The sequence below is a fragment of the Rhodococcus sp. 05-2255-3B1 genome, from assembly GCF_002258545.1.
In the GTDB taxonomy this organism is placed as follows: Bacteria; Actinomycetota; Actinomycetes; order Mycobacteriales; family Mycobacteriaceae; genus Rhodococcoides.
Map to the genome: position 1 here is coordinate 38,448 of NZ_NOZC01000021.1, position 22,677 is coordinate 61,124.

25 protein-coding genes and 1 other RNA gene are annotated in these 22,677 nt (G+C 65.0%); 16 read left to right on the forward strand and 10 right to left on the reverse strand.

The genetic code is table 11. The annotated features are described in order from the left end of the window. The first annotated feature begins 131 nt into the window (after positions 1-131). From CH249_RS12720 to CH249_RS12735, 4 genes are all read left to right on the forward strand, one after another. A complete protein-coding gene (locus CH249_RS12720) occupies positions 132-1,139 on the forward strand; it encodes a methionine ABC transporter ATP-binding protein (protein ID WP_094682262.1) in 1,008 nt (335 codons plus the stop codon). Between the two features lie 83 nt (positions 1,140-1,222). Further along, positions 1,223-1,840 carry a methionine ABC transporter permease gene (locus CH249_RS12725; RefSeq protein ID WP_217901425.1) on the forward strand — a complete coding sequence of 206 codons (618 nt, stop codon included), beginning with the start codon at positions 1,223-1,225 and terminating at the stop codon, positions 1,838-1,840. Positions 1,841-1,866: 26 nt separating this feature from the next. Beyond that, entirely contained in the window at positions 1,867-2,754 is an 888-nt protein-coding gene (locus tag CH249_RS12730) for a MetQ/NlpA family ABC transporter substrate-binding protein (RefSeq protein WP_094682264.1), read from the forward strand. 97 nt (positions 2,755-2,851) lie between these two features. After that, positions 2,852-3,526, forward strand: coding sequence for a nitroreductase (locus CH249_RS12735; RefSeq protein ID WP_094682265.1), 675 nt, complete (start codon positions 2,852-2,854; stop codon positions 3,524-3,526). Here the strand turns inward: CH249_RS12735 and CH249_RS12740 are convergent. Both CH249_RS12740 and CH249_RS12745 read right to left on the reverse strand, forming a co-directional pair. Beyond that, positions 3,523-3,951 (reverse strand): hypothetical protein, encoded by a 429-nt coding sequence (locus CH249_RS12740; protein ID WP_032394455.1) that lies wholly within the window; start codon positions 3,949-3,951, stop codon positions 3,523-3,525. The two genes, CH249_RS12735 and CH249_RS12740, sit on opposite strands and share 4 nt — an antisense overlap. Before the next feature lie 44 nt (positions 3,952-3,995). Continuing rightward, positions 3,996-4,937 carry an NAD(P)/FAD-dependent oxidoreductase gene (locus tag CH249_RS12745; RefSeq protein ID WP_094682266.1) on the reverse strand — a complete coding sequence of 314 codons (942 nt, stop codon included), beginning with the start codon at positions 4,935-4,937 and terminating at the stop codon, positions 3,996-3,998. A gap of 104 nt (positions 4,938-5,041) precedes the next feature. Between CH249_RS12745 and CH249_RS12750 the strand changes: the two genes are divergently transcribed. After that, entirely contained in the window at positions 5,042-6,451 is a 1,410-nt protein-coding gene (locus CH249_RS12750; RefSeq protein WP_094682267.1) for an amino acid permease, read from the forward strand. On the opposite strand, the gene CH249_RS12755 is transcribed toward CH249_RS12750, so the two are convergent. Both CH249_RS12755 and CH249_RS12760 read right to left on the reverse strand, forming a co-directional pair. Continuing rightward, entirely contained in the window at positions 6,448-7,614 is a 1,167-nt protein-coding gene (locus CH249_RS12755) for an iron-containing alcohol dehydrogenase (RefSeq protein WP_094631640.1), read from the reverse strand. The genes CH249_RS12750 and CH249_RS12755 overlap by 4 nt on opposite strands. Positions 7,615-7,702: 88 nt before the next feature. Further along, positions 7,703-9,211: a CoA-acylating methylmalonate-semialdehyde dehydrogenase gene (locus CH249_RS12760; protein ID WP_094682268.1), complete on the reverse strand. Its 1,509-nt coding sequence runs from the start codon at positions 9,209-9,211 to the stop codon at positions 7,703-7,705. 96 nt (positions 9,212-9,307) lie between these two features. Here CH249_RS12760 and CH249_RS12765 point away from each other — a divergent pair, with 96 nt between their 5' ends. The 3 genes from CH249_RS12765 (at position 9,308) to CH249_RS12775 (ending at position 11,536) form a co-directional block, all read left to right on the forward strand. Next, positions 9,308-10,204 (forward strand): LysR family transcriptional regulator, encoded by an 897-nt coding sequence (locus tag CH249_RS12765; RefSeq protein ID WP_094682269.1) that lies wholly within the window; start codon positions 9,308-9,310, stop codon positions 10,202-10,204. A gap of 191 nt (positions 10,205-10,395) precedes the next feature. After that, positions 10,396-10,521 (forward strand): hypothetical protein, encoded by a 126-nt coding sequence (locus CH249_RS28395; RefSeq protein WP_256978899.1) that lies wholly within the window; start codon positions 10,396-10,398, stop codon positions 10,519-10,521. A gap of 46 nt (positions 10,522-10,567) precedes the next feature. Then, positions 10,568-11,536 carry a cobalamin biosynthesis protein gene (locus CH249_RS12775; RefSeq protein WP_094647630.1) on the forward strand — a complete coding sequence of 323 codons (969 nt, stop codon included), beginning with the start codon at positions 10,568-10,570 and terminating at the stop codon, positions 11,534-11,536. Here CH249_RS12775 and CH249_RS12780 read toward each other — a convergent pair. The 3 genes from CH249_RS12780 to CH249_RS12790 are packed head-to-tail and all read right to left on the reverse strand — an operon-like array spanning position 11,477 to position 13,593. Beyond that, positions 11,477-12,412: an SURF1 family protein gene (locus tag CH249_RS12780; protein ID WP_094647632.1), complete on the reverse strand. Its 936-nt coding sequence runs from the start codon at positions 12,410-12,412 to the stop codon at positions 11,477-11,479. The genes CH249_RS12775 and CH249_RS12780 overlap by 60 nt on opposite strands. Before the next feature lie 18 nt (positions 12,413-12,430). Then, positions 12,431-12,904: a low molecular weight protein-tyrosine-phosphatase gene (locus CH249_RS12785; RefSeq protein ID WP_179273236.1), complete on the reverse strand. Its 474-nt coding sequence runs from the start codon at positions 12,902-12,904 to the stop codon at positions 12,431-12,433. Continuing rightward, the gene (locus CH249_RS12790; protein WP_032394447.1) at positions 12,901-13,593 is read right to left on the reverse strand and encodes an HAD-IA family hydrolase; all 693 of its coding nucleotides are present in this window, start codon (positions 13,591-13,593) and stop codon (positions 12,901-12,903) included. The genes CH249_RS12785 and CH249_RS12790 overlap by 4 nt, the downstream gene beginning before the upstream one ends. A gap of 55 nt (positions 13,594-13,648) precedes the next feature. Here CH249_RS12790 and cobC point away from each other — a divergent pair, with 55 nt between their 5' ends. From cobC to CH249_RS12810, 4 genes are all read left to right on the forward strand, one after another. Beyond that, positions 13,649-14,686 (forward strand): Rv2231c family pyridoxal phosphate-dependent protein CobC, encoded by a 1,038-nt coding sequence (cobC, locus tag CH249_RS12795; RefSeq protein ID WP_094631709.1) that lies wholly within the window; start codon positions 13,649-13,651, stop codon positions 14,684-14,686. A gap of 14 nt (positions 14,687-14,700) precedes the next feature. Next, the gene (locus CH249_RS12800; protein WP_094682319.1) at positions 14,701-15,822 is read left to right on the forward strand and encodes a Nif3-like dinuclear metal center hexameric protein; all 1,122 of its coding nucleotides are present in this window, start codon (positions 14,701-14,703) and stop codon (positions 15,820-15,822) included. A gap of 104 nt (positions 15,823-15,926) precedes the next feature. Continuing rightward, the gene (locus CH249_RS12805; protein WP_032394446.1) at positions 15,927-16,664 is read left to right on the forward strand and encodes a zinc ribbon domain-containing protein; all 738 of its coding nucleotides are present in this window, start codon (positions 15,927-15,929) and stop codon (positions 16,662-16,664) included. Between the two features lie 5 nt (positions 16,665-16,669). Then, the gene (locus CH249_RS12810; protein WP_094682270.1) at positions 16,670-17,779 is read left to right on the forward strand and encodes a bifunctional RNase H/acid phosphatase; all 1,110 of its coding nucleotides are present in this window, start codon (positions 16,670-16,672) and stop codon (positions 17,777-17,779) included. 17 nt (positions 17,780-17,796) lie between these two features. Here CH249_RS12810 and CH249_RS12815 read toward each other — a convergent pair whose 3' ends face one another. Next, positions 17,797-18,639 (reverse strand): helix-turn-helix transcriptional regulator, encoded by an 843-nt coding sequence (locus tag CH249_RS12815; protein ID WP_094682271.1) that lies wholly within the window; start codon positions 18,637-18,639, stop codon positions 17,797-17,799. Positions 18,640-18,758: 119 nt separating this feature from the next. On the opposite strand from CH249_RS12815, the gene CH249_RS12820 reads away from it, so the two are divergent. After that, a complete protein-coding gene (locus tag CH249_RS12820) occupies positions 18,759-19,457 on the forward strand; it encodes an SDR family NAD(P)-dependent oxidoreductase (RefSeq protein ID WP_179273237.1) in 699 nt (232 codons plus the stop codon). A 90-nt stretch (positions 19,458-19,547) separates the two neighbouring features. Continuing rightward, positions 19,548-20,150 carry a hypothetical protein gene (locus CH249_RS12825; RefSeq protein WP_141214697.1) on the forward strand — a complete coding sequence of 201 codons (603 nt, stop codon included), beginning with the start codon at positions 19,548-19,550 and terminating at the stop codon, positions 20,148-20,150. A gap of 7 nt (positions 20,151-20,157) precedes the next feature. On the opposite strand, the gene CH249_RS12830 is transcribed toward CH249_RS12825, so the two are convergent. Both CH249_RS12830 and CH249_RS12835 read right to left on the reverse strand, forming a co-directional pair. Then, positions 20,158-21,408, reverse strand: a complete 1,251-nt coding sequence (locus tag CH249_RS12830; protein WP_094682273.1) for an SLC13 family permease — start codon at positions 21,406-21,408, stop codon at positions 20,158-20,160. Then, on the reverse strand, positions 21,405-21,929 hold the full coding sequence (locus CH249_RS12835) for a DUF1697 domain-containing protein (protein WP_094631652.1): 525 nt from the start codon (positions 21,927-21,929) through the stop codon (positions 21,405-21,407). Before CH249_RS12835 ends, CH249_RS12830 begins: the two co-directional genes overlap by 4 nt. 63 nt (positions 21,930-21,992) lie before the next feature. Here CH249_RS12835 and rnpB point away from each other — a divergent pair. Then, positions 21,993-22,434, forward strand: an RNA gene (gene rnpB, locus CH249_RS12840) — RNase P RNA component class A. 60 nt (positions 22,435-22,494) lie between these two features. Further along, entirely contained in the window at positions 22,495-22,677 is a 183-nt protein-coding gene (locus tag CH249_RS12845; RefSeq protein WP_045194843.1) for a hypothetical protein, read from the forward strand.

The window sequence follows — 22,677 nt, forward strand, 5'->3', positions numbered from 1 at the left end:
GACAGCGGTGCGACGCTACCGACGACCTAGGCCGGTGGGAACAGTTCGGATCGTGATGAGTCGATAGCTGGTCATCGAGTCGCCGGTAGCTCATCGTTGCGCCGTCACATCAGCGAAAAGAGCGTCGGAGCATGATCGAAATAGCGCAATTGACCAAGACGTACGGGACGGGGGAGAACACGACCGTCGTCCTCGACCGGCTGGATTTCACGGTGCAGTCCGGCGAGATCCTGGCCGTCGTCGGGCCCAGTGGTGCCGGCAAAAGCACGCTGGCCCAATGTATCAACCTGTTGACGCGGCCCACCTCGGGCTCGGTGATCGTCAACGGGGACGATCTGGCGCAGTTGAATGCCAAGCAGCTTCGGGTCGCGCGCCGGCGCATCGGCACCGTGCTTCAGTCGTCGAGTCTGCTCTCGCGTCGAACCGTGGCCGAGAACGTCGCATTGCCCCTCGACTTCCTGGGGGCCACGAAAGCCGAGACGGGCCGGAGGGTGGGTGAGCTTCTCGACCGAGTAGGACTGTCCGACAAAGCCGCTCGCTATCCGTTTCAACTCTCGGGCGGGCAACGTCAAAGAGTGGGAATCGCGCGAGCACTGGCGCTTCGGCCGTCGGTGTTGCTGTCCGACGAGGCGACATCCGGCTTGGATCCGCAGACCACCGAATCGGTGGTCGAGTTGCTGCGTGAACTGCGTCGTGATCTCGACCTCGCCATCGTGTTCATCACCCACGAAATGGATACCGTTCTGCGAGCTGCAGATTCGGTGGCCAGGCTCGATCACGGTCGTATCGTCGAATCGGGGAAGCTGGTCGATCTGTTGACCGACCACCGCTCGCGGCTCGGCAACGAGCTGCGCCCTCGGCGTGACGACGCACAGGCTGCAGCCGGCGACGTGCACTGGAAGGTCACCTACGATTCGCCCGATGTTCCGCAGGACTGGATCGGGAGGCTGGGTCAGGATCTGGGCGCGCCGGTCGCGTTGTTGGGCGCGTCCGTGCAGGTTGTGGCCGGAGTGACGGTCGGCAGCGCGTCGATCGGCATCGGTGGCCACCTGAGTGCACGCGTCCCTGATGCACTCACGGCGCTGGGGTTGTCCGGCTCCGTCGACGGGAATCATCCGGTATTGGAAGTCGCGTCGTGATCGCGGTACTCGCGGCAGGAAACAAGGTTCCGGTCGAAGAACTGCCGGCTCTACTGTTGCCCGCGTTGGGCGACACCCTCACGATGGTCGGGATCGTGATGTCCATCGTGGTGATCGTCGGTGTTCCACTCGGAGCGGTGCTGTTCAACCTCGGTCCCGGCGGACTGTTCGAGAACCCGGTGCTGCACACGCCGGTCAGCTGGATCGTCAGCATCGGACGATCGTTGCCGTTCCTGATCCTGATGGCCGCGCTGGTTCCGGTGACCCGATGGATCACCGGAACCAACATCGGCATCGCAGCGGCAGTGGTACCGATGTCGTTGGCAGGCATCGCCTTCTTCACCCGCATCGTGGAGAACTCTCTGCGCTCGGTTCCGACGTCGGTGGTCGACGTCGCTCGGGCATCCGGTGGTTCCACACTGCAGGTCACCACCACGCAGCTGTCCGAGGCGGTTCCGTCGATCATCGGCGGGCTGACCATCAACGTCATTGCCATGATCGAATACTCGGCCATCGCCGGCACCATCGGCGCAGGCGGAATCGGTTATGTCGCAGTTACATACGGATACCAACGATTCGATCACACCGTCATGATCGCCACGATCGTCATCCTGATTCTCACCGTCGCCGTCGTACAGCTCGTCGGCGATGCACTCGTTCGCTTCACCACACCTCATCAGCGCGCTGTGCGCACTGCCTGAACCACACCCGAAAGGTTCCATCCACCATGACAACGTCCACCGAAGCGCACGGCTTCGAGCTGAAGAACCGCCGGAAAGCGCCCTGGATCATCGCCGCAGTCGTCGTGCTGATCGCCCTCGCCGTGATCGTCCGCATCGCGTTCTTCGGCGACACCGCATCGGCCAACGACACCGAGGGAGCAACACTCGTCGTCGCCACAGCAGAGGGCAATGCGTCCGAACAGGCGCTCGTCGAATTCGTCGCAGACCAGGTTGCCCCCAAATACGGCATCACGGTCGCATTCCGCGGACTCGCAGACAGCAACACCATCAACCGCGCCGTCAGCGAAGGTGAGGTGGCCGCAACCGTCTACCAACACAAGCTGTGGCTCGGTCAGGTCCTCGAAGCGAACCCCGACTTCCAGGAGGAGGCCGCAACCCCGGTGTTCCGGTGGGGATTCGGCCTGTGGTCCGACAAGTACTCGGACCCAGCTCAATTGCCCGACGGCGCAACGGTTTCGCTGTACTCCGACCCGGCCAACGAGGCCCAAGGCCTGTGGGTGCTCGAGCGAGCCGGCCTGATCACGCTCGATCCCGCTGTCGACAAGTCGACGGCCACGCAGAAGGACATCGTCGGAAACCCGAAGAATCTGAAGTTCACGCTGCTGGACTTCGCTGCGCAATCGAGGGCACTGCCGGATCTCGATGCGGCGGTGGGCTACACCGAGTACTACCTCGCCGCAGGCATTCCCGTCGAAAAGCAGATCTTCGCCCCGCCGGCACCGGACGAGTTCACAGGCCAGCTGACCATCGGTAGCCGGTGGGCAGATACGGACAACATCAAGAATCTCGTCGCCGCATTCAAGGACCCGGCGGTGCAGGAATTCCTGGCGACCGACCCGCGCGTGAAGGACATCCTGCTTCCTCTCCAGTAGACCGGGCCGCGCCCGACAGTCCAGCACATGACCGTCGGGCGCAGCCGTGGTGTTACCTTCGACCCGCACCCGACAGCACTGACACGAGGCGGACGACGTGACCCGGTACGACGCGCTGACAGAACTACTCGACGAGCGGTACTCGTGCCGGCAGTTCCTGCCGAAGCCGGTCCCTCACGAGGTCCTCGAGCAGCTCCTCACGGCCGCCCAGCGAACTCCCTCCTGGTCCAACACCCAGTCGTGGCAGATCATCGTCACCGAGGGCGATGCCACCCGAAAGTTCTCCGAGGCATTGGTGGAGCACGTGGCGTCCGGGGCACCGCAACCGGACTTCCCGTTCCCGGCGAACTACAACGCCCTGCACCGAGCCAGACGACGCGAATGCGGTGGCGCACTCTACGAGAGCATCGGGGTGGTCAAGTCCGACACCGAGGCAACGACGCGTCAGTTCATCCGCAACTACGAGTTGTTCGACGCACCGCACGCGGCCATCATCACCACCGACGCCGATCTGGGCACGTACGGGGCCGTCGACTGCGGGTTGTACCTCCAAACCTTTCTGCTTGCCGCGCAGAGTCTCGGTCTCGGCGCCATCGCGCAGGCAGCACTGGCCGCGTACTCACCGTTTCTGCACGAATGGTTCGACATCCCGGACACCCGAAAAGTGGTGGCCGGCATCTCCTTCGGTTACCCCGACGAGACACATCCGATCAACGGATTCCGTACCAGCCGAGCGCCTCTGGACGAGACGGTGACATTCGTCAGCAGCTAGGGAGCGAGTTGCGGGCCGAACTTCGTCTCGATCTCGGCGAAGAACGCATCGGCCAATGCGACGAACTGCTTCTCGTCGAGCGCGATTCGATCGCCGACGGCGTATCCGAGAATGCTTTTCGCAGGATCGAGATTTATGGTCGGATCGCTGGTCATGATGTCGTCGGCAGTCGTCATCGACGCCGCCAGGACTCGGACCTCGTTGAGTGGATTGCCGTTCTTCTTCTCCTGGCCGCGCATGCGGTGCAAAAAATAGACCTCGAGCGTCAGGACGAGATTGTTGAAGAAGGCGACGTCGAATGCCTCGTCCACGGCAGTCGTCGTCGTTCGATTCGACGCGACCGCACGGTATGCGGCGAGCTGAGAATCGAGGCGCGCACGGCAGGCGTCGATGTATTCGCGGGAGTACGACTTCACGGACAGCACGCGGGCGATCCTAATCCGGCTCGTGGTTCGACGCCGGGCAAACGTCAGTGCGAATGGCGTCGCACGAGTTCTCTGCCCACGTCCGTTCCCGAACGCCAGGCGCTCTCGACCCGGGGCACTCCGGATTCGCACCACTGATCGCCGGCCAGTCCGACGAGTCGTCCATCCTGGTGCTGGAGCTGGAAGTTGGAATCGTGTTGCGCCGCAGGCTTGGCGAATGTCCACCTGTGGGCGTGGGTCCACGCGGGGTCCGCCGAGACGACGGACAATTCGCGTAGCGCGTCGAGAACCGGGGCGATCGCCCCGTCGGGGTTGTCCAGATGCTGCTGCGCGCGCCGCGACGTCGTGTGCACCACGAGAACCGGAGCGCCGTCGCCGCGCCGGGCACCGTCGTCGACGACGAAGTCGATATCGGGATGATCGTTGACGAACGCTGCGTCTCGAAAGGGAATGTCGAGTCCGTCGAATCCACACGCCACCGCGATGACCGGGTCGTAGTCGACGGCATCGGGAACGGCGGTCAGTCGCGTCGCCTGCGGATCCGGCATCGCCACCACGACGTGGCCGTCGGGAAGGTCGGTCAGCTCCGTGGAATGTTCGATGTCGAAGCCGTCGAGCATGTTTCGTACCAAGGATCGAAGCCCGTTCGGGGTCGCCCAGCGAACCGGGCCGGTCGTCGTGCACGGAACCGTTTCGGGTTTGAGAATGCCGAACGTGTTGGCCCACTGACGCGCCAATCCACCCGACTCCCAGTCGGCCACGACCGTCGCAAATTCTTGATCTCGGACGGTGAAGTAGCCCGCTCCCAGATCGACGCGACGGCCGTGCAACTCGGGCGAGGACATCCGCCCACCCGGAGCGCGGCCTCGGTCGACGATGCGAAACGGTACGTCCGCGTCGCGGAGAACCCGCGCGCAGGCCGCGCCTGCTATGCCGGCACCGATGATGGTGACCGGATCGGAGATGATGTCCGCTTCGGAGTTCATCCGTCCAGTATGCCGGGATTCGTCCGAATATCTCTGTACCACCGGCTGTCTGGACATATCGGTCACCCGCTGCGTCTGCGTTCACTTTGTGTTCGACTACAGGGATGGCCATTACGGAGAAGCCGGATACCGGCGAGAACGGACTCGGCACCAGCCTCAAGCCACGGCACGTGACGATGATCTCGATAGCCGGAGTCATCGGCGCAGGTCTGTTCGTGGGTTCGGCCAACGCCATTGCGACGGCAGGCCCAGCGGTGCTGCTGGCGTACCTGTTCGCGGGAACACTCGTGATCCTGGTGATGCGCATGCTGGGGGAGATGGCGACGGCCAATCCCGACACCGGCTCGTTCTCCACCTATGCCACTCGCGCCCTGGGGCATTGGGCCGGATTCTCGGTCGGATGGCTGTACTGGTGGTTCTGGGTGTTGGTGATCCCGGTCGAAGCCACCGCGGCTGCATCCATTCTCACGAACTGGCTCGGCGGCGCGCAATGGATGTGGGCACTGCTCATCGTCGTTGCCCTCACCGCGACCAACCTGATCAGCGTCGGCAACTACGGCGAGTTCGAGTTCTGGTTCGCCCTGGTGAAGGTCGTGGCCATCATCGCGTTCATCGGCCTCGGGATCGCGGCGATCTTCGGGTTGCTACCCGACTCGGAAGTCAGTGGTGTCGACCAACTCTGGGCCTCGGGTGGTTTCATGCCGCTGGGCTTCGGCGCGGTGATCGCGGCCATGCTGACGACGATGTTCTCGTTCATGGGCTCGGAGATCGTCACCATCGCCGCTGCCGAATCCAAGGATCCGGCCAAGGGAATCACCCGCGCCACCAACTCGGTGATCTGGCGAATCTCGATCTTCTACTTCGGTTCCATCTTCGTCATCGTCGCATTGGTGCCCTGGAACGAACTGGATCCCAACACGGGCTCGTACCAATTCGTCCTGTCCAAGATGGGGATCCCGCACGCCGAGACCATCATGGACATCGTCATTCTGACCGCGGTTGCGTCGTGCCTGAATTCGGCGCTCTACACAGCGTCGCGCATGCTGTATTCGCTCGGCGATCGAGGTGACGCACCGAGGGCGGTCAAGAAGATCACGACGAACGGGGTGCCGTGGGTTGCGGTGATCGCCTCGATGGTGCTCGGGTTCCTCGCGGTGGTCGGAAACTACATCCTGCCCGAGAAGCTCTTCACCTACCTGCTGGCGACCACCGGCGCCGTCGCGCTGTTCGTCTACCTGGCCATCGCCAGTAGCCAGCTGGTGCTGCGGCGTCACCTCGACCGCGACGGCGAACGCCCCGCCGTTCGGATGTGGCTCTACCCGTGGCTGACGTACCTTGCCATCGGGTTCATCGTCTTCGTGCTGGTGATGATGGTGGTGCGGCCGGAGCAGCGGTCGTCCATTCTGCTGTCGGCAGTGCTGGCGGCCGTGACCGTGATCGGTGGAATTGCGGTGCAACGCCGAAATACGCGGCGCGACACCGTGGCCGCCCGCGCATCCGGTTCTCCCGACTAGATTCCCGCGTACACCTGCCGGTACAGGTCGACGATCTGCTCGGCTGTCGGCACCACCGGATTGTTGCCGGGGCTACCCGAGGCGAGCGCCTGCTCGGCCATCAGCGGCAACAGCTGGTCCCACTTCGCCTTCTCGATCCCGAAGGTCTCCGGCGTCGGAACCTCCACCTCACGGCACAGCGTGACGATCGCATCCTGCAACTTGCCACCGGCAAGCTGATCCGAATCGCTTTCCGACGCCGCGCCCAGTGCGCGGGCGCAATCGGCGTAACGCGCCTGGGCCCCGTCGATCGAGAATGCCGTGACGGCAGGCAACAGCATCGCGTTGGAAAGCCCGTGTGCAACATGGAAATGCGCGCCGATGGGTCGACTCATACCGTGCACCAAACAGACGCTCGCATTGGAGAAAGCCATTCCCGCCTGCGTCGAGGCATGCATCATCGCCTCGCGCGCCTGCCGGTCGTCGCCGTCCCGATAGGCCCGCAGCAACGACGTCCCGATCGTGCGAATCGCACTGAGGGCCAAACCGTCGGAAATGGGGTTGGCCTTCTTGCTCACGTACGCCTCGATGGCATGAGTGAGCGCATCGACGCCGGTATCGGCCGTCAAGCGCGCCGGCATCGACATCGTCAACTCGAAGTCGATGATCGAAGCAATCGGCAGGAACGACAGCCCGGGGCACAACATCTTCTCGTCCGATGCCACGTCGGTGATGATGGTGAACTGAGTTGCCTCCGAACCACTTCCGGCCGTGGTAGGGATAGCGATGATCGGTAGCGCGGGGCCGGTCGACAGCACCGGGGCCTTGAAGTCCCGCATCGTGCCGCCCTGCACCGCGAGAATCGCCAGCGCCTTGGCCGTATCCATCGGACTGCCGCCGCCGAACCCGATGATCGAATCGGCCGAATGCTGCTGCACCGCGTCGAGGCCCGCGACCAACGAATCGGTCGTCGGATCGGGAACGGTGCCCGAGAACAGAGCCGGTGTCTTCCCGGCCTCGGTCATGATCTTCATCAAACGATCCGCCGAGCCGTTACCGGCCATGAACGCATCGGTGACGAGCAACGGCCGTGACACGTCGAGATCGGTCAGCACCGTCCCCAGCTCTTCGACGGCACCGCCGCCCAGCTTGAGGAACCGAGGAAACGAGATGTTGGAAACCATGGTGTGCTCCTTCGCGAGGTGACCATGTGCGCGGAACTTCGTAACCTGCTACGAAGTTCCGCGCACATGGGCTGGCTGTTTTCGGAACTCAGCTATTCTCAGGGAAGCCGAGGTTGATGCCGCCGTGGCTCGGGTCGAGCCAGCGGCTGGTGACGGCCTTTCCTCGGGTGAAGAAGTGCACTCCCTCGGTCCCGTGGGCGTGGCTGTCGCCGAAGAGCGAGTTCTTCCAACCGCCGAAGCTGTAGTAGGACATCGGAACCGGGATGGGGACGTTGATGCCGATCATGCCGACCTCGACCTCGTTCTGGAAGCGTCGAGCCGCGCCGCCGTCGTTGGTGAAGATGGCGGTGCCGTTGCCGTAGGGATTGTCGTTGATCAGCTGCAGCGCGTCGTCGTAGGTGTCGACGCGAACGACCGACAGGACGGGTCCGAAGATCTCGTCGGTGTAGATGCTCATGTCGGGAGTCACGTGGTCGATCAGGGTGGGGCCGAGCCAGAATCCGTCGGTGCCACCGTCGGGCTGGACGGTGCGGCCGTCGACGACGAGGGTGGCGCCTGCCGCTTCGCCTGCATCGACGTACGAGGCGACCTTGTCACGGTGTGCCTTGGTGACGAGCGGACCCATGTCCGCCCCTCGGGTGCCGTCGCCGGTGACCAACGGTGTTGTCCGCTCGGCGATCTTGGCGACGAGTTCGTCGGCGATGCTGCCGACGGCGACGAGGGCGGAGATGGCCATGCAGCGTTCGCCTGCGGAACCGAAGCCCGCGTTGACCATGGCGTCGGCGGCGAGATCGAGATCTGCATCGGGGAGGACGACGGCGTGATTCTTGGCACCGCCCAGGGCCTGGACGCGTTTTCCGTGGGCGGTGCCGGTGGCGTAGACGTACTGGGCGATGGGGGTGGAGCCGACGAAGGAGATCGACTTGATCTTCTTGTTCTCGAGGAGCTCGTCGACGGCCACCTTGTCGCCCTGCAGGACGTTGAAGACGCCATCGGGTAGGCCTGCCTCGGCCCAGAGCTCGGCGAGCCAGATACTGGCGCTCGGGTCCTTTTCGGACGGTTTGAGGACGACGGTGTTGCCGGCCGCGATGGCGATGGGGAAGAACCACATCGGGACCATGGCGGGGAAGTTGAAGGGCGAGATGATGCCGACCGGTCCGAGCGGTTGACGGATGGAGTAGACGTCGACGCCGGTCGACGCGTTCTCGGTGTATCCGCCCTTGAGCAGATGTGCCATGCCGCAGGCGAATTCGACGACCTCCTGGCCGCGGCCGATCTCACCCAGGGCGTCGGAGAGAACCTTGCCGTGTTCGGCGGTGATGATCGCGGCGAGCTCGTTCTTCTTGGCGTTCAACAGCTCTCGGAAGGAGAACAGGATGGAGGTGCGCTTGGCCAGCGAGGTGTCGCGCCACGCCGGGAATGCGGCTGCGGCGGCGTCGATGACCGCACGGGCATCGTCTGTGTCGGCCAGGGTGAGCGTTCCGGTGACCTCGCCGGTGGCGGGGTTGGTGACGGGGGCGGTCCGGTCGGAGACGCCGGAATAGGTCTTTCCATCGAGCCAGTGCGTGATGACGTCGGTCACGTTCGATCCTTCCATCGGTGTGTCTCGAGTCTCACTTGTACGGATGCACATGTCAAAGGCCAAAACCGCAGATCGCTGTGCAGAAATGCACAACGGCGATAGTCTCGGTGGGTGTTCAACGCAGACCATCTTCGCTATTTCCTCGAAGTGTCGAGGACCGGGCGTTTGACCGACGCCTCGCACACTCTCGGTGTCGACCACACCACCGTCGGTCGGCGCATCACGGCTCTCGAGAAGTCGGCCGGGCAGCGCCTGTTCGACAGAACGCCGTCGGGTTGGCGACTGACCGAGGCGGGTCGACGCCTCGTCGCATACGCCGAGACCGTCGAGTCGACGCTCATCGCGGCGTTCGAGGATCAGACCTCGGACACCGGCTCCCTGCGAGGAACCGTGCGGATCGCGGCCCCGGACGGTTTCGGAGCGTTCGTGCTGACACCGAAATTGGGAGTACTCCGAGACAAGCACCCCGATCTCGACATCGAACTGGTCACCGCCACCGAGCACAACTCGCTGGCCACCAGGGAGTTCGACATCGCAATCACGTTGGAGCGGCCGTCACCGAGGTTCGTCACTACCCGCAGGTTGGCGACGTACTCCCTCGAGCTCTATGCGTCCGCCGAGTATCTCGCCGCGATGGCACCGATCAGGACCGTCGACGATCTGCGTGAACACACACTGATCTCGTACGTGGACGCGCTGCTCGATGTGGCACCGCTGCGCATCCTGGATGCGATCCTGCCGGAGGGCCGCGCGCAGATTCAGACCAACAACATCACCGGGCAGTGGATCGCGGCGAGATCCGGTGTGGGGATTGCGCCCCTGCCCAGCTATATCGGTGAGCCGGACGGGGCCCTCGTGTCGGTGCTGCCCGGTGTCGTCTCCGTCGAGCGCACGTATTGGACGGTGGTACCGCGAGAGCTGACCGGACTCGCGCGGGTAAAAGCCGTCGACGAATTTCTCCGGTCGTTCGTGACCGACGAACAGCATCTGTTTCCTGTGCCGCAGTAACGACGGGACAAACGCACATCCCGAGAGTGTCGGTGGCCGTTGATATTTGGACGATCCGATGAGACCGACGTCTCGTGACCACGGACACACGTGACGCCGACCTCAAAGGCGTGGGAATCGCCTTACTCGCGGGTAACAATCTGTTACGCCCACATCCGCTCGGCGGATCCACACGAGATTCTGGGGGAATCATGACGATGTTCGTAATGGCAGCAGTCGGCTTCGTAGGAATGGCAATCGCCTTGCTCAACGACGGAAGCGACATCGACTTCCGCAACCGTCAACTGGCAGGTGCGTACCGTCACCGCTGGGCCTGACAGTCCGGTGTCCTGAGCCCGGTGTGCAGTTGGCAAGATTCGTGGGATGTGGACACACCCCCGAGCGATCGGCTTACTGGTCGGCTACGGCCTCGATCGAGTGTTCGCAGACCCGAGACGCTGGCACCCGGTCGCAGGATTCGGGACCACGGCACTGCGCGTCGAACGCGCCCTCTACCGCGACAGTCGAGCCTCGGGCGTCGTCCATGCGACCGCGCTGATCGGCTCGATGACCGCACTCGGCGTCGCGTCGAGTCGCGTGGCCGCCCGTGTGGGTGCACCTGCTGAAGTTGCTCTGGTCGCGGCGGCTACCTGGGCCGCGCTCGGAGGCACGTCACTGTCGAAGGTGGGCCGGCAGATGGCCGACCATCTCGACAACGACGACCTCGAGGGCGCACGCGCACTCCTGCCGTCACTGTGCGGTCGAGATCCGGAACCACTCGACTCCGACGGTCTTGCACGCGCCGCCCTCGAGTCCATCGCAGAGAACACCTCCGATGCGACGGTCGGCGTGTTGGTGTGGGGAGCGCTGGCCGGGGTGCCGGGAATTCTGGCCTACCGAGCGAGCAACACGCTCGACGCGATGGTCGGCTACCGCTCGCCGAAGTATCTGCGCTTCGGTTGGGCCGCAGCACGAATCGACGACGTTCTTAACCTGCTGCCGGCCCGCGTCACCGGCCTGGCGACGGTCGTCGCAGCTCTTTCGGTGCAGGGTTCGCCCACCCGAGCCCTGAAGATGTGGCGACGCGACGCCGCGCAGCACCCCAGCCCCAACGCAGGTGTCGCGGAGGCGTCGGCTGCCGGGGCACTGGGGCTGCAACTGGGTGGCAGAACGCAGTACCGACACGGCGTCGAGATCAGGCCGACACTCGGTGACGGACACGCGCCGACCGCACGCGATCTTCGCCGATCGGTCGCACTGTCGAGCCGAGTGCAAGAACTGTCTGCGGTCGCTTCAGCGATTCTTTCCGTAGCGATCGGCCAGGCGAGGATCCGACGGCGTCGTCTGGCGTGACGCCGCTCGCGCCCTGGCTCGCTTCTCGCGACGCGTGGGCAAGGTGAACTCTTCCTCGTCCGGACCGGCCTGATCCGGACCGGCCTCGTTCTCGCCCTCGGGCTCGGTATCCGGCTCGCCGGGGATCGCGTCCGCGAGTTGTGCACGCGCATTGCGGCGTTCCCGTATCTCCGCGCGAGCGAAATACGCCAGACCCAACGGTGCCATGATGCCGAACGCCAGCCACTGCAGACCGTAGGACAGATAGGGGCCTGCGTCGGTCTGCGGCAGTTCGATCAAGCCGAGACCGCCCGGCTGACCGTCGTCGAGCTGGAGATATCCGTCGATGGCGTCGACTCCTACCGCCGCGCCGATCTGTTCCGGGTTGATGTTGTAGACCTGCAGTCGACCGTCGTCCTCGACGGGCTCGCGCGAGGTGCCCTCTGCTTGTCGTACCCGTGCGTTCAGTGTCACGTCACCGGTGGGGGCCGCCTCGAACTCGGGCGCTCTGGTTCCTTCCACCGGCAGTACGTATCCGCGGTTGACGAGCACGGTGGGCCCGCCGTCGATCACGAACGGGGTGATGACCTCGTATGCGGGCTGATCACGGATGCTGCGCAGCCGCACCAGCACGTCGGAATCTGCGACGTAGGACCCGGGGGCGATGACCCGACGCCACTCGTCCTCGGCCGGAAACCCGTCGGCGGTGAGAACGTCCGAGATCGGTACCGGATCCGCGTCGACGGATCGGGTGATCAGATCGTTGCGCTCGGACGTCGAGGTGTTCTTTCCCAACTGCCACGGAGCGAGCACGCTGAAGCACAGGAACGCGAAGGCCAGCACCACCGCAGCCAGCACCAACCACTTGGGTCGCAGCAAGAACGCTAACTTGTCCACGCCACCACGGTAGCCGGGTCAGCGAGGGAGCCGAGACCGTGCCCAGTCCAGCAAGCCGGGCACGGCACCTTCGATCTGCTCGCGCACCTCGGTGAATGCCGAATCGGATGAGTAGTACGGATCGGCCACCGACGAGTCGTCGGCATCGGGGTCGAACGACCGCAGCAAGGAGACACGATCGGCCGGAGCACCGAGCTGCAGCAGGGCGCGAGCATGGCCGGTATCGAGTGCGACGATCAGATCCGCTGCCAGATGATCCGGCCCGACCTGCGCCGCCGCGTGCTCGCTGTCGTATCCGTGGGCATCGAGCTCGGCGACGGTTCGAGGATCCGCGCCGTCGCCCACATGCCAACCGCCGGTCCCGGCGCTCGAGACGCGCACCGCCTCGCTCAGACCGGCGTCGCGCAGATGACCGGCGAAGACCTTCTCGGCCATCGGCGATCGGCAGATGTTGCCGGTGCACACGAATGTCACGTGCAGTGGCTCGGTCATCGCACGGCCGCCGTGTTCTGCTCGAGCACGGTGGCCAGCTCGTCCATGCTCGACGCGGTGAACGCGGCGTCGTCGCTCTCGCCGTCGACGCCGTAGCCCCACTCGACGTACACCGTGGGAATGCCGAATCGGGCGGCGCCGTGCACGTCGTGATCACGATCACCGATCATGATCACCCCGGCGGTGCCGCCGTCCGCGGACTCCACCGGGTCGATGCCGAGGTTGGTCAGCGAGTGCGCGATCACGTCGGACTTCGCCCGTCGGGTGCCGTCGTTGCTGGCACCGCCGATGAACTCGAAGTACCGCGACAGGCCGAAGTGGTCCAGAATCCGGACCGCGAATCGCTCCGACTTCGACGTCGCCACACCGAGCCGGACGCCGCGATCCTGCAATCGCGTCAACACCGACTCGATGCCGTCGAACGCGGTGTTCTCGGCCCAGCCCCGCTCGTCGTAACGCTGGAAGTACGCCGCCAGGGCACGCTGCGCCGCATCCTCGTCCAGGCCGAGGCCGCGCAACGTGTCGATCAGTGGTGGTCCGACGACCATCGACAGCTGTTCCTCGGTCGGTTCGGGGGCATCCACCGACGCCAGTGCGTGGCGAAAACCGGCGTGAATTCCCGGTGCGGAATCGGTCAACGTCCCATCGAGATCGAACAGGACAACGGACGCGGGAGCATCGACAGACATGGTCGGAGCCTATCGGTGCGGGCTGTTCGGTGACGGCGCGGCTACGCTCGTCGCGATGTCCGACACAGCTGCCGATCCCGATGCGCTCCTCCGTCACCACGGAGACGTCGAGGTCGATTCCGGATTCGTCGACTTCGCCGTCAACGTACGCGGCGACGGACCGCCGGCATGGCTTCGCGATCGGCTCGGCGCGGCACTGAGTTCGTTGGGTTCGTACCCGAGCGCGGCCGCCGAGACGGCCGCGCGAGAACAGGTGGCCGAACACCACGGCCGCTCACCGGACGAGGTACTGCTGCTCAGCGGCGGGGCCGAGGGTTTCTCGATGCTGCCGCGGCTTCGGCCCCAGCTAGTGGCGACGATCCACCCGTCGTTCACCGAGCCCGACTGGGTGCTGGAGCAGGCAGGCATTGCGGTGCACCGAGTGATCCTGCCGCCACCCTTCGAGCTCGACCCGACGCTCGTACCCGACACCGCCGACATGGTGATCCTCGGCAACCCGACCAACCCCACATCGGTTCTGCACCCCCGTGAGGCGGTCCTGAGTCTGCGTGGATCCGGACGCATGCTGGTGATCGACGAGGCCTTCGCCGACGCAGTGCTCGGGGAGGGGGAATCGGTGGCGTCACAGAGCCTGGACGATGTGCTGGTTCTGCGCAGTCTGACCAAGACGTGGGCGTTGGCGGGATTGCGGTGTGGATACGCACTGGGGCACCCCGACGTCCTCGCGCGACTGCAGTACGGCCGTGCGCACTGGCCCCTGGGGAGTCTGCAGATCGAAGCGATACGCGCCTGCACCGAACCGTTCGCCGTCGATCGGGCACGCGTCGAATCGGAGCGCATCCACCGCGAACGCACCGCGATGACCCAGCGCCTCGAGGCCTTGGGCCTGGACATCACCGGCCCGGCCCGTGCGCCGTTTCTGCTGCTGCGCGTCGACGGAGCCGATGTTGTTCGAGAACGTCTGCGCACGATGGGTATCGCGGTGCGGCGCGCGGACACGTTCCCGGGGCTCGACCGGCACCACCTGCGCGTCGCGGTACGGGACTCGCAGCGGGTCGACATACTGGTGGACGCGTTGAAGACCGTTCTGTGAGGAGAGCAGCGAACATGGCAGTGACACTGGCCGACGTCATCGAGGTGCTCGACGACGCGTACCCACCCCGTCTTGCGGAGAGCTGGGACTCGGTGGGCCTGGTGTGCGGAGATCCGAAAGCTGTTGTGCAGCAGGTCGTGTACACGGTCGACGTCACCGACGCCGTGGTCGACGACGCCATCGCCCGCGGTGCCGATCTCATCGTCGCCCACCATCCCTTGCTGCTCAAAGGCGTCGACACCGTCGCGGCCGACACCGCGAAAGGATCGGTGATCCACCGCCTGATCAAGGCCGACTGCGCGCTGTTCACCGCCCACACCAACGCCGACTCCGCAGATCCCGGAGTCTCCGACGCACTCGCATCCGCGCTCGGGGTGATCGACACCCGGCCACTCGATCCCATTCCGTCTCCCGCACACGACAAGTGGGTGGTCTTCGTGCCCACCGCCGACTCGGCGGCGGTGCGACAGGCCCTGTTCGACGCCGGAGCCGGGCAGATCGGCGAGTACAGCGAAGCGAGCTGGCAGAGTGCGGGTCTCGGCCGATTCCGTCCGGGCCCGAACGCACACCCGACACTCGGCGTTCTCGGCGAGGTGCACACCGAGGCGGAGGATCGCATCGAAGTCGTGGCCCCCAAAGGGCTACGTGCTCAGGTACTTTCGGCGATGCGTCGGGCACACCCGTACGAGGAGCCCGCGTTCGACGTATTCGAATCCGCGGCTCTACCGTCGTGCACCGGCCTGGGCCGCATCGGAAAACTACCGAATCCGATGACAGTGGCCGAGTTCACCGAGGTCGTCCGCGAGGCGTTGCCCGCCACGACGTGGGGAGTACGCGCAGCGGGAAACCCCGCCGCCATGGTTTCGGTGGTTGCGATGTGCGGGGGAGCGGGTGACTCGTTCCTCTCCGCGGTGGCGCGCACCGACGCCGATGTGTACGTCACCTCCGATCTGCGGCACCACCCGGTCGACGAGCACCTGCGCGCCGGCGGCCCCGCGGTGATCGACACCGCACACTGGGCCTCGGAGTTCCCGTGGTGCGCACAGGCGCGAGGCATCGTCGACGCCGCGTTCGGTGACACCGAGGGATGGAACAGCTGGGTCACCGAGGTGCGTACCGACCCGTGGACACTGTGATCATCGAACCCGCGACCTGCCATCGAGTGGATCCGGCTCACTCATTTTCCTGCAGCCGGTAGGGTAATCCGAATCAACTTCCATAGTCGCAGGAGTCATCAAGCGTGAACGTCGATCCCAAAGTCCAGGCCTCGCTGCTCGAATTGGCCGGTGTGGATACCGAACTCTCGCAGATCGCCCACCGCCGCAAGAGCCTCCCCGAACAGCAGGAGGTGGACAAGCTCGAGACCGAGCGCACCACGCGCAAGGATGCCGCGGTGACGGTGCAGATCTCGATGGACGACCTCGACCGGGACATTCGCAAACTCGAAGGCGAGGTCGACGCGGTTCGGCAACGCGAAGCCCGCGACAAGAAGATGCTCGAGAGCGGCACCATCGCACCGAAGCAGATGACCGAACTGCAGCACGAGCTCGGCAGCCTCGAACGTCGTCAGGGCATCCTCGAAGAGGAACTGCTCGAGGTCATGGAGCAGCGTGAGGCCAGCGAGCGCGACTACGAGCACGCCGGTGCGCAACTGACGCAGATCGAGGACGAGTTGGTCGACGCCGGCCGCCGCCGTGACGACGCCGTCGCAGACCTCGATGTCGCCGAGAAGCGCAGCGCCGAGCGCCGCGAATCGTTGGCCTCGGGATTGCCCGCGGATCTGCTTGCGCTCTACGAGAAGCAGCGAGCGCTCACCGGCCGCGGTGCGGCACTGCTGCAGGCTCGTCGATGTGGAGCGTGCCGGATCGAACTCGATCGCAACGAGATCGCGAGCATTGCCAACAAGCCCGCGGATGCTCTGATTCGTTGCTCCGAGTGCAACGCAATCCTGGTGCGCACCAAGGAATCCGGAATTTGAGTCAGGTGTCGAGAGTCGTTGCCGAGGCCGACGGTGGATCGCGTGGAAATCCTGGGCCCGCCGGCTACGGCGCGGTGGTGCTCAGTGCAGATCGCTCGCAGGTGCTCGCCGAGCGTCGGGCGTCGCTGGGCGTGGCGACCAACAACGTGGCCGAGTACAACGGACTGATCGCCGCACTGACCGCGGCCCGCGATGTCGGGGCCCGTGAGGTTGCCGTCCGCATGGACTCCAAACTCGTCGTCGAACAGATGTCCGGACGCTGGAAAGTGAAGCACCCGGACATGATTCCGCTTCAGCGACAAGCGGCCGAACTCGCCCGCGGCTTCGATTCCGTCACCTACGAGTGGATTCCGCGTGCACAGAACTCGCACGCGGATGCGCTGGCCAACGAGGCGATGGACGCGGCGGCCGAGGGCGTGGACCTGTCGGATCGGCCCGACGCCGAGCCGGTAGCAGCGAAGCCCGCGTCGCCTGGATGGACCGGTGCGATGGGGGAGCCGACCCGCCTGCTGCTGTTGCGACACGGCCAGACCCCCATGTCGGTCGACCGTCGATACTCCGGCCGGGGCAATCCCGACCTGACCGAACTGGGTCGACGCCAAGCAGATTCTGCCGCAACGGTTCTCGGTGCACGGACGGATATCGACGCCATCGTTGCCTCGCCGCTCGCGCGCGCCCAACAGACTGCTGCGGCGACAGCCGACCGTCTCGGTTTGCCCGTCACCACGGTCGACGGTCTCATCGAAACCGACTTCGGCGACTGGGAAGGGCTCACCTTCACCGAGGCCATGGAACGTCACCCCGAGGTCCACAAGGCGTGGCGAGGCGACACCTCCGTTGCACCGCCGAACGGTGAGAGCTTCGACGCAGTACGCTCGCGCATCGAAGCGACCCGCGATCGATTGCTCGCCGAGTACGCCGGGAAGACCGTTCTGGTGGTCACCCACGTGACACCGATCAAGATGCTGTTGCAACTCGCACTCGACGTCGGCCCGTCGCTGCTGTACCGACTGCACTTGGATCTCGCGTCGCTGAGCATCGCCGAGTTCTACCCCGACGGCGGGGCTTCGGTGCGCTTGGTGAACGACACCTCGCACCTGGCCTCGTCGGCCTGAATCGCGGCTAGGTTCCGTTAACGGGATCCGGGCGACAACAGCGACAACAGTCTCGACTCGTCTCGCGAGCCGGGTGCTGCGGTGTAGACGATCACCCGCACGTCTGAGCCGGCAGGCCGAAACACGTCTCCATCGAGGACCATCGACCCAACCAGGGGATGGTCGATGCTCTTGCGTGCTCCCCGGTAGACGGTCGGACGTGCAGAGCGCCAGCGATCGGAGAATTCGTTGCTGCGGGCCCGAAGGTCACGGACCAGACTGTCGAGCTCTGCGTCGTCGGGATGCGATATCTGTGCCACACGGAGGTCCCCGACCAGCGCGTCCCGATACTGCTCTCGTTGTGCGGGATCGACCCACATCGACGACGTGTCCTCGGTCATCTCGAACCAGACCTGGTTGCGTGAATGTCCGGACAGGTCCATCGGATCGCCCATCAGCGCGGACCACGCCGCGTTCCATCTCAGCAGCCACCAATCCGCCGCGTACACCGCCGTAGGCCAGTGGTCGGCTCGGGCCAGCAGTCGATCGACACTGTCCGGTACCGATCGATCGACAGCGGACGACGGTGCCGCGAGTCCGGCAGCTCGATACAACACCCCGGCATCGGCGAGGTCGAGACCCAAGGCCCGAACCAGAGCAGCGACCACCGCCGCCGACGGATTCGACGCACGGCCCTGCTCGAGTTGAACCAGATAGTCCACGGAGATCCCGGCGAGGGTGGCGAGTTCTTCGCGGCGTAGTCCCGACGAACGCCGAGGTCTGACGGTCGAGTCGGACGGAACGGGTGCGCTGCGGTCACGCCAGCCACGGAGCACCGACGAGAAATCCGCCGGTCGGCGTCCCTGCTGCTCTACGCTCATCTCCCCACTGTGCCACCTCGGCCACGTGCGTCTCCTCGACGACGACGTGGGTGGTACCGGCAGACCTACCGACAATCGGCATCTTCCCGATTGGATCGCCGAGCCCTAGCGTCGACGTCATGAGCACAATCACGATGATCACCGGCGGCAACAAGGGAATCGGCCACGAGACAGCACGGCGCCTGCAGCGTGCCGGCCACACCGTGATCATCGGTGCCCGCAACCGTGAGCTCGGTCGTGCTGCTGCCGCCGACCTCGGCGTCACCTTCGTCCAACTCGACGTCACCGATCAGGGCAGCGTCGACGCTGCCGCACACCAGGTGCGTGTGGACCACGGACGCCTCGACGTCCTGATCAACAACGCCGGCATCACCGGGGCCTTCGTGCCGCTCGAGGAAGGATCGGCGGACGACGCCCGAGATGTCTTCGACACCAATGTCTTCGGCGTCGTTCGAGTGACCAACGCATTCGTGCCACTGCTGCAGATCTCGAAGAATGCACGAATCGTCAACGTTTCCTCGGGCGTCGGATCGATCCACGACACCATCGAGCAGGGCTGGTTCGACTGGCAGGTGGTGCCGCCGATCTACGCGTCGTCCAAGACGGCACTCAACATGCTCACGGTGAAGTACGCGCACGCACTCCCCACGATGCGAGTCAACGCTGCCGACCCCGGCTACACCCGTACCGATCTGAACGGCGGCAAGGGAGCACACGACGTCGCGCAGGGCACCGACGAGATCGTTCGACTCGCCACGATTGCCGAGGACGGACAGACCGGCACCGTAGGAAACAGTCAGGGTCTGCTTCGCTGGTGAGTCATCGACCGAGAAGGCACTGAGCGCCTTCCGACAGGTGGGGCGTCGGACCGGCATGTCGCTCGGGTCGAGTGGGGGATGATGCGTTGCGTGTTCACTGACGCCGTGCGCGAGCCCATGGCGGCGCGCTGGATGGCAATCGCATCGCCCGCATCGGCCGCCGCAGGGCTGGCAGTTGCCTTCACCTGGCGATACTGCGTGCCCCGGATGTGGATCGATGCCGATGCCCCACCACCTGTGAATCCGGGCGACTCCGGGTACTTTCGCGTGTACGACTACGTGCAGTACGTGTCGGGACCGCCGTGGTGGCCGATCACGTTGGTCGCTCCGGTCGCGGCACTTCTGGTCGGGACCGTCGTCTCGATCACGGTCGGATGGATTCTGCGCGCCCGATCGCACGGCCGGGCGTTGCACATGTCGGCCCCACTCGTGGCGGGAGGCCTCGTAGGCGCGGGGGCAGCATGGTGGGCACGACGTCGACCTCCCGAGATCCGCATCAGGATGGTCGCGGATCCCTACTTCGATGACCTCGGGCCGACCGGCGCTGCACGCCAGGAGATCTACGGCGGACCGCCGCTGTTCGACACCGTGCATGCCGGGCTGCTGTTGCCGGTGGTGGGGGCGGTGGTCGGTGCCGTGGTCTTCGCTGTGGGCTTGGCGATCACGACACTCCGCGTACGGCGCTCGATCTGACCGAGGCTCAAACCTGCAGTGCAAGCCACAGGCCTGCCACCGCACCGACGATCGTCAGCGGTGTCGTGATGACGCCCAACACGGTGAAGGTTCGCAGATCTGCCGGCTCGTCGTTGGCCGATGCGACGCGTCGCCAGAGCATGATCGCCAGCGATCCGACGTAGGTGAGATTGGGGCCGAGGTTCACCCCGATCACCATGGCCAACAACAGTGCCGGGGGAGCGTCGGCCCCGAATGCGGCCAGCAGCAGCAGCGTCGCGGGCAGGTTGTTGACGATGTTCGACGCCACCGCCGCGATGGCGGCCGCGGCCAGCAGCGAGGCGAAGCTGGTGTCGGACGGCAGAATTCGGGCCAGCCAGTCGCCGATCGGGCCTGTGGTGACACCGAGAACGACGATGCCGAGCAAGAAGACGAAGCCACAGAACGGTAGATCGGCACCGCGCAGAATGGTGCGAGCACTGGTGTGGCGTCCTCGAAGTGCGGGGATGGCCAGTGCCACCGATCCCACCGCGGCCACCCAGAACGGTTCGACGTCGAACAGCCCTGCCACGGCGAAACCGACGAGTGTCGCGGCGAGGATGACCAGCGTGGTCCGGGGTGCAGGGACGTTCTCGGCGCTCTGCAGGGTCGAGCTCTCCGGCGGTGTGGCGGTGCGAGTCAGATCCTCGCGGAAGAAGATCAGGAACACCGCCAACTCGATGGCCACCGCGAATATCCAGGGCAATGCCATCAGAGCGGTGAAGTGCAGGAAGGTGAGTCCGGTCGCGGCGAATGCGAGCAGGTTGGTCAGGTTCGATACCGGCAGCAGCGTCGACGCCGAATTGGACAGGTGCGCCGTGGCGTAACTGTGTGGACGCGGCGACATTCTCAGGACGCGAGCAGCACCGATGATGGCCGGCGTCAACAGCACCACGGTGGCGTCGAGGCTCAGTACTGCCGTGGTCGATGCGGCTGCTGCGAACACGAGTGTCAACAGTCTGCGGGGGCTGCCCTTCGCACCTCCTCGCAGCTTCGCCGCGATCCAGGTGAACACTCCGAGCGCGTCCGACAGATGCGCCAGGATCAGGATGAACGCCAGAAACACGACGGTCGGAGCGAGTTCGAGTACCTGCTCGCGTGCGGCGTCGAGGCTGACGAGGCCGACGACCAGGACTATCGCGGCAGCCGGCAGCGCGGCGACGATCTCGGGCAGACCCCGGGGTCGGACGATCGCGAAAACGAGCACAGCTGCGACCAGTGCCGCGGCGAGAACGGTCACGCGAGAATCTTCACGAGAGTGCGCAGATTTCGAGTGGTGGTCGTCGGCTTGAATTTCGCCTTGGCCGTCGCTTTCCCGAAGCGACTCGTCGTCGTGCTCCCCGCGCGGACCTCCCAGTACACGACATCGCGTCCGGCAGCGACACGTTCGAGCTCGACATCGAGTTCGTCTGCGAGAGCGGACAATTCGGTCAGATGGGTGGGGTCGGTTCCGAACACCACGTAAGGATGCCACCCTTGCCGTTCGGCGTCGAACGGGTAGCACTCCACGATCGCCCGAAGTGTCGGCACGTCCAGGACGACAACCCAGGCCTGATAGCCGAACGCCTGGGCAAGCGTGTTCTCCACCTGTTCCTTCACGACGACGGAAGTCAGCGGGGAGTTCAGCAGGACATTGCCGGTCGCGAGAACAGTGCGGACATCGGTGAAGCCGGCCGACGTCAGGGCCGCACGGAGATCGGCCATCTTGATGTTGATGCCACCGACATTGATGCCACGCAGCAACACGACCCACTCACTCATGAAGGGAACTGTAGTTCGGTTTCCGGCGACCGCGGAGCGCCGAGTAGAGTACGCAACCGCGAACGAGTTGGCCGGACGGCTGCGGCTCGAAGGACGGGCGAACGAGTGTCGTCGCGCTTCGAGCCGAGGAAAGTCCGGACTCCACAGAGCAGGGCGGTTGTTAACGGCAACCCGAGGTGACTCGCGGGACAGTGCCACAGAAAACAGACCGCCTGCGGATCGGTTCCTCGGAATCGAACGGCAGGTCAGGGTGAAACGGTGCGGTAAGAGCGCACCAGCATCCCAGGTGACTGGGATGGCTAGGTAAACCCCGCCCGGAGCAAGGTCGAAGGCTGCACCCCGAAGGTGGTGCAGCTGCGCAGGTGCTCGAGGGCTGCTCGCCCGAGCCTGCGGGTGGACTGCTCGAGGTACCCGGCAACGGTGTGCCCAGATGGATGGTCGTCGACGTCGAACCCGCGAAAGCAGGAACGGCAGACAGGATCCGGCTTACAGGCCGACTCGTTCGCACTCACTATTTCTTCCGCAGTTCTCCTGCGGTGTCGCTCCATGGGGCACACTGGAAGTCATGACCGACGACGACACCTCCTGGTACTACGACATCAGCACCAAGCAGGTCGTACAGGGCAAGCAGACCAATGCCCTCGACCGCATGGGCCCGTATCCGGACAAGGCCACCGCGGAGCAGGCGCTGAAGATCGCCGCGGCGCGCAACAAGGCCGCCGATTCCGACGACGACTGGAACAACTGA

Coding starts and splice junctions, on each gene's coding strand:
- CH249_RS12720 (WP_094682262.1), top strand. CDS start 132: ATGATCGAAATAGCGCAATTGACCAAGACGTACGGGACGGGGGAGAAC.
- CH249_RS12725 (WP_217901425.1), top strand. CDS start 1,223: ATGGTCGGGATCGTGATGTCCATCGTGGTGATCGTCGGTGTTCCACTC.
- CH249_RS12730 (WP_094682264.1), top strand. CDS start 1,867: ATGACAACGTCCACCGAAGCGCACGGCTTCGAGCTGAAGAACCGCCGG.
- CH249_RS12745 (WP_094682266.1), bottom strand. CDS start 4,937: ATGAACTCCGAAGCGGACATCATCTCCGATCCGGTCACCATCATCGGT.
- CH249_RS12750 (WP_094682267.1), top strand. CDS start 5,042: ATGGCCATTACGGAGAAGCCGGATACCGGCGAGAACGGACTCGGCACC.
- CH249_RS12755 (WP_094631640.1), bottom strand. CDS start 7,614: ATGGTTTCCAACATCTCGTTTCCTCGGTTCCTCAAGCTGGGCGGCGGT.
- CH249_RS12760 (WP_094682268.1), bottom strand. CDS start 9,211: ATGGAAGGATCGAACGTGACCGACGTCATCACGCACTGGCTCGATGGA.
- CH249_RS28395 (WP_256978899.1), top strand. CDS start 10,396: ATGACGATGTTCGTAATGGCAGCAGTCGGCTTCGTAGGAATGGCAATC.
- CH249_RS12775 (WP_094647630.1), top strand. CDS start 10,568: ATGTGGACACACCCCCGAGCGATCGGCTTACTGGTCGGCTACGGCCTC.
- CH249_RS12785 (WP_179273236.1), bottom strand. CDS start 12,904: ATGACCGAGCCACTGCACGTGACATTCGTGTGCACCGGCAACATCTGC.
- CH249_RS12790 (WP_032394447.1), bottom strand. CDS start 13,593: ATGTCTGTCGATGCTCCCGCGTCCGTTGTCCTGTTCGATCTCGATGGG.
- cobC (WP_094631709.1), top strand. CDS start 13,649: ATGTCCGACACAGCTGCCGATCCCGATGCGCTCCTCCGTCACCACGGA.
- CH249_RS12800 (WP_094682319.1), top strand. CDS start 14,701: ATGGCAGTGACACTGGCCGACGTCATCGAGGTGCTCGACGACGCGTAC.
- CH249_RS12815 (WP_094682271.1), bottom strand. CDS start 18,639: ATGAGCGTAGAGCAGCAGGGACGCCGACCGGCGGATTTCTCGTCGGTG.
- CH249_RS12820 (WP_179273237.1), top strand. CDS start 18,759: ATGAGCACAATCACGATGATCACCGGCGGCAACAAGGGAATCGGCCAC.
- CH249_RS12835 (WP_094631652.1), bottom strand. CDS start 21,929: ATGAGTGAGTGGGTCGTGTTGCTGCGTGGCATCAATGTCGGTGGCATC.
- CH249_RS12845 (WP_045194843.1), top strand. CDS start 22,495: ATGACCGACGACGACACCTCCTGGTACTACGACATCAGCACCAAGCAG.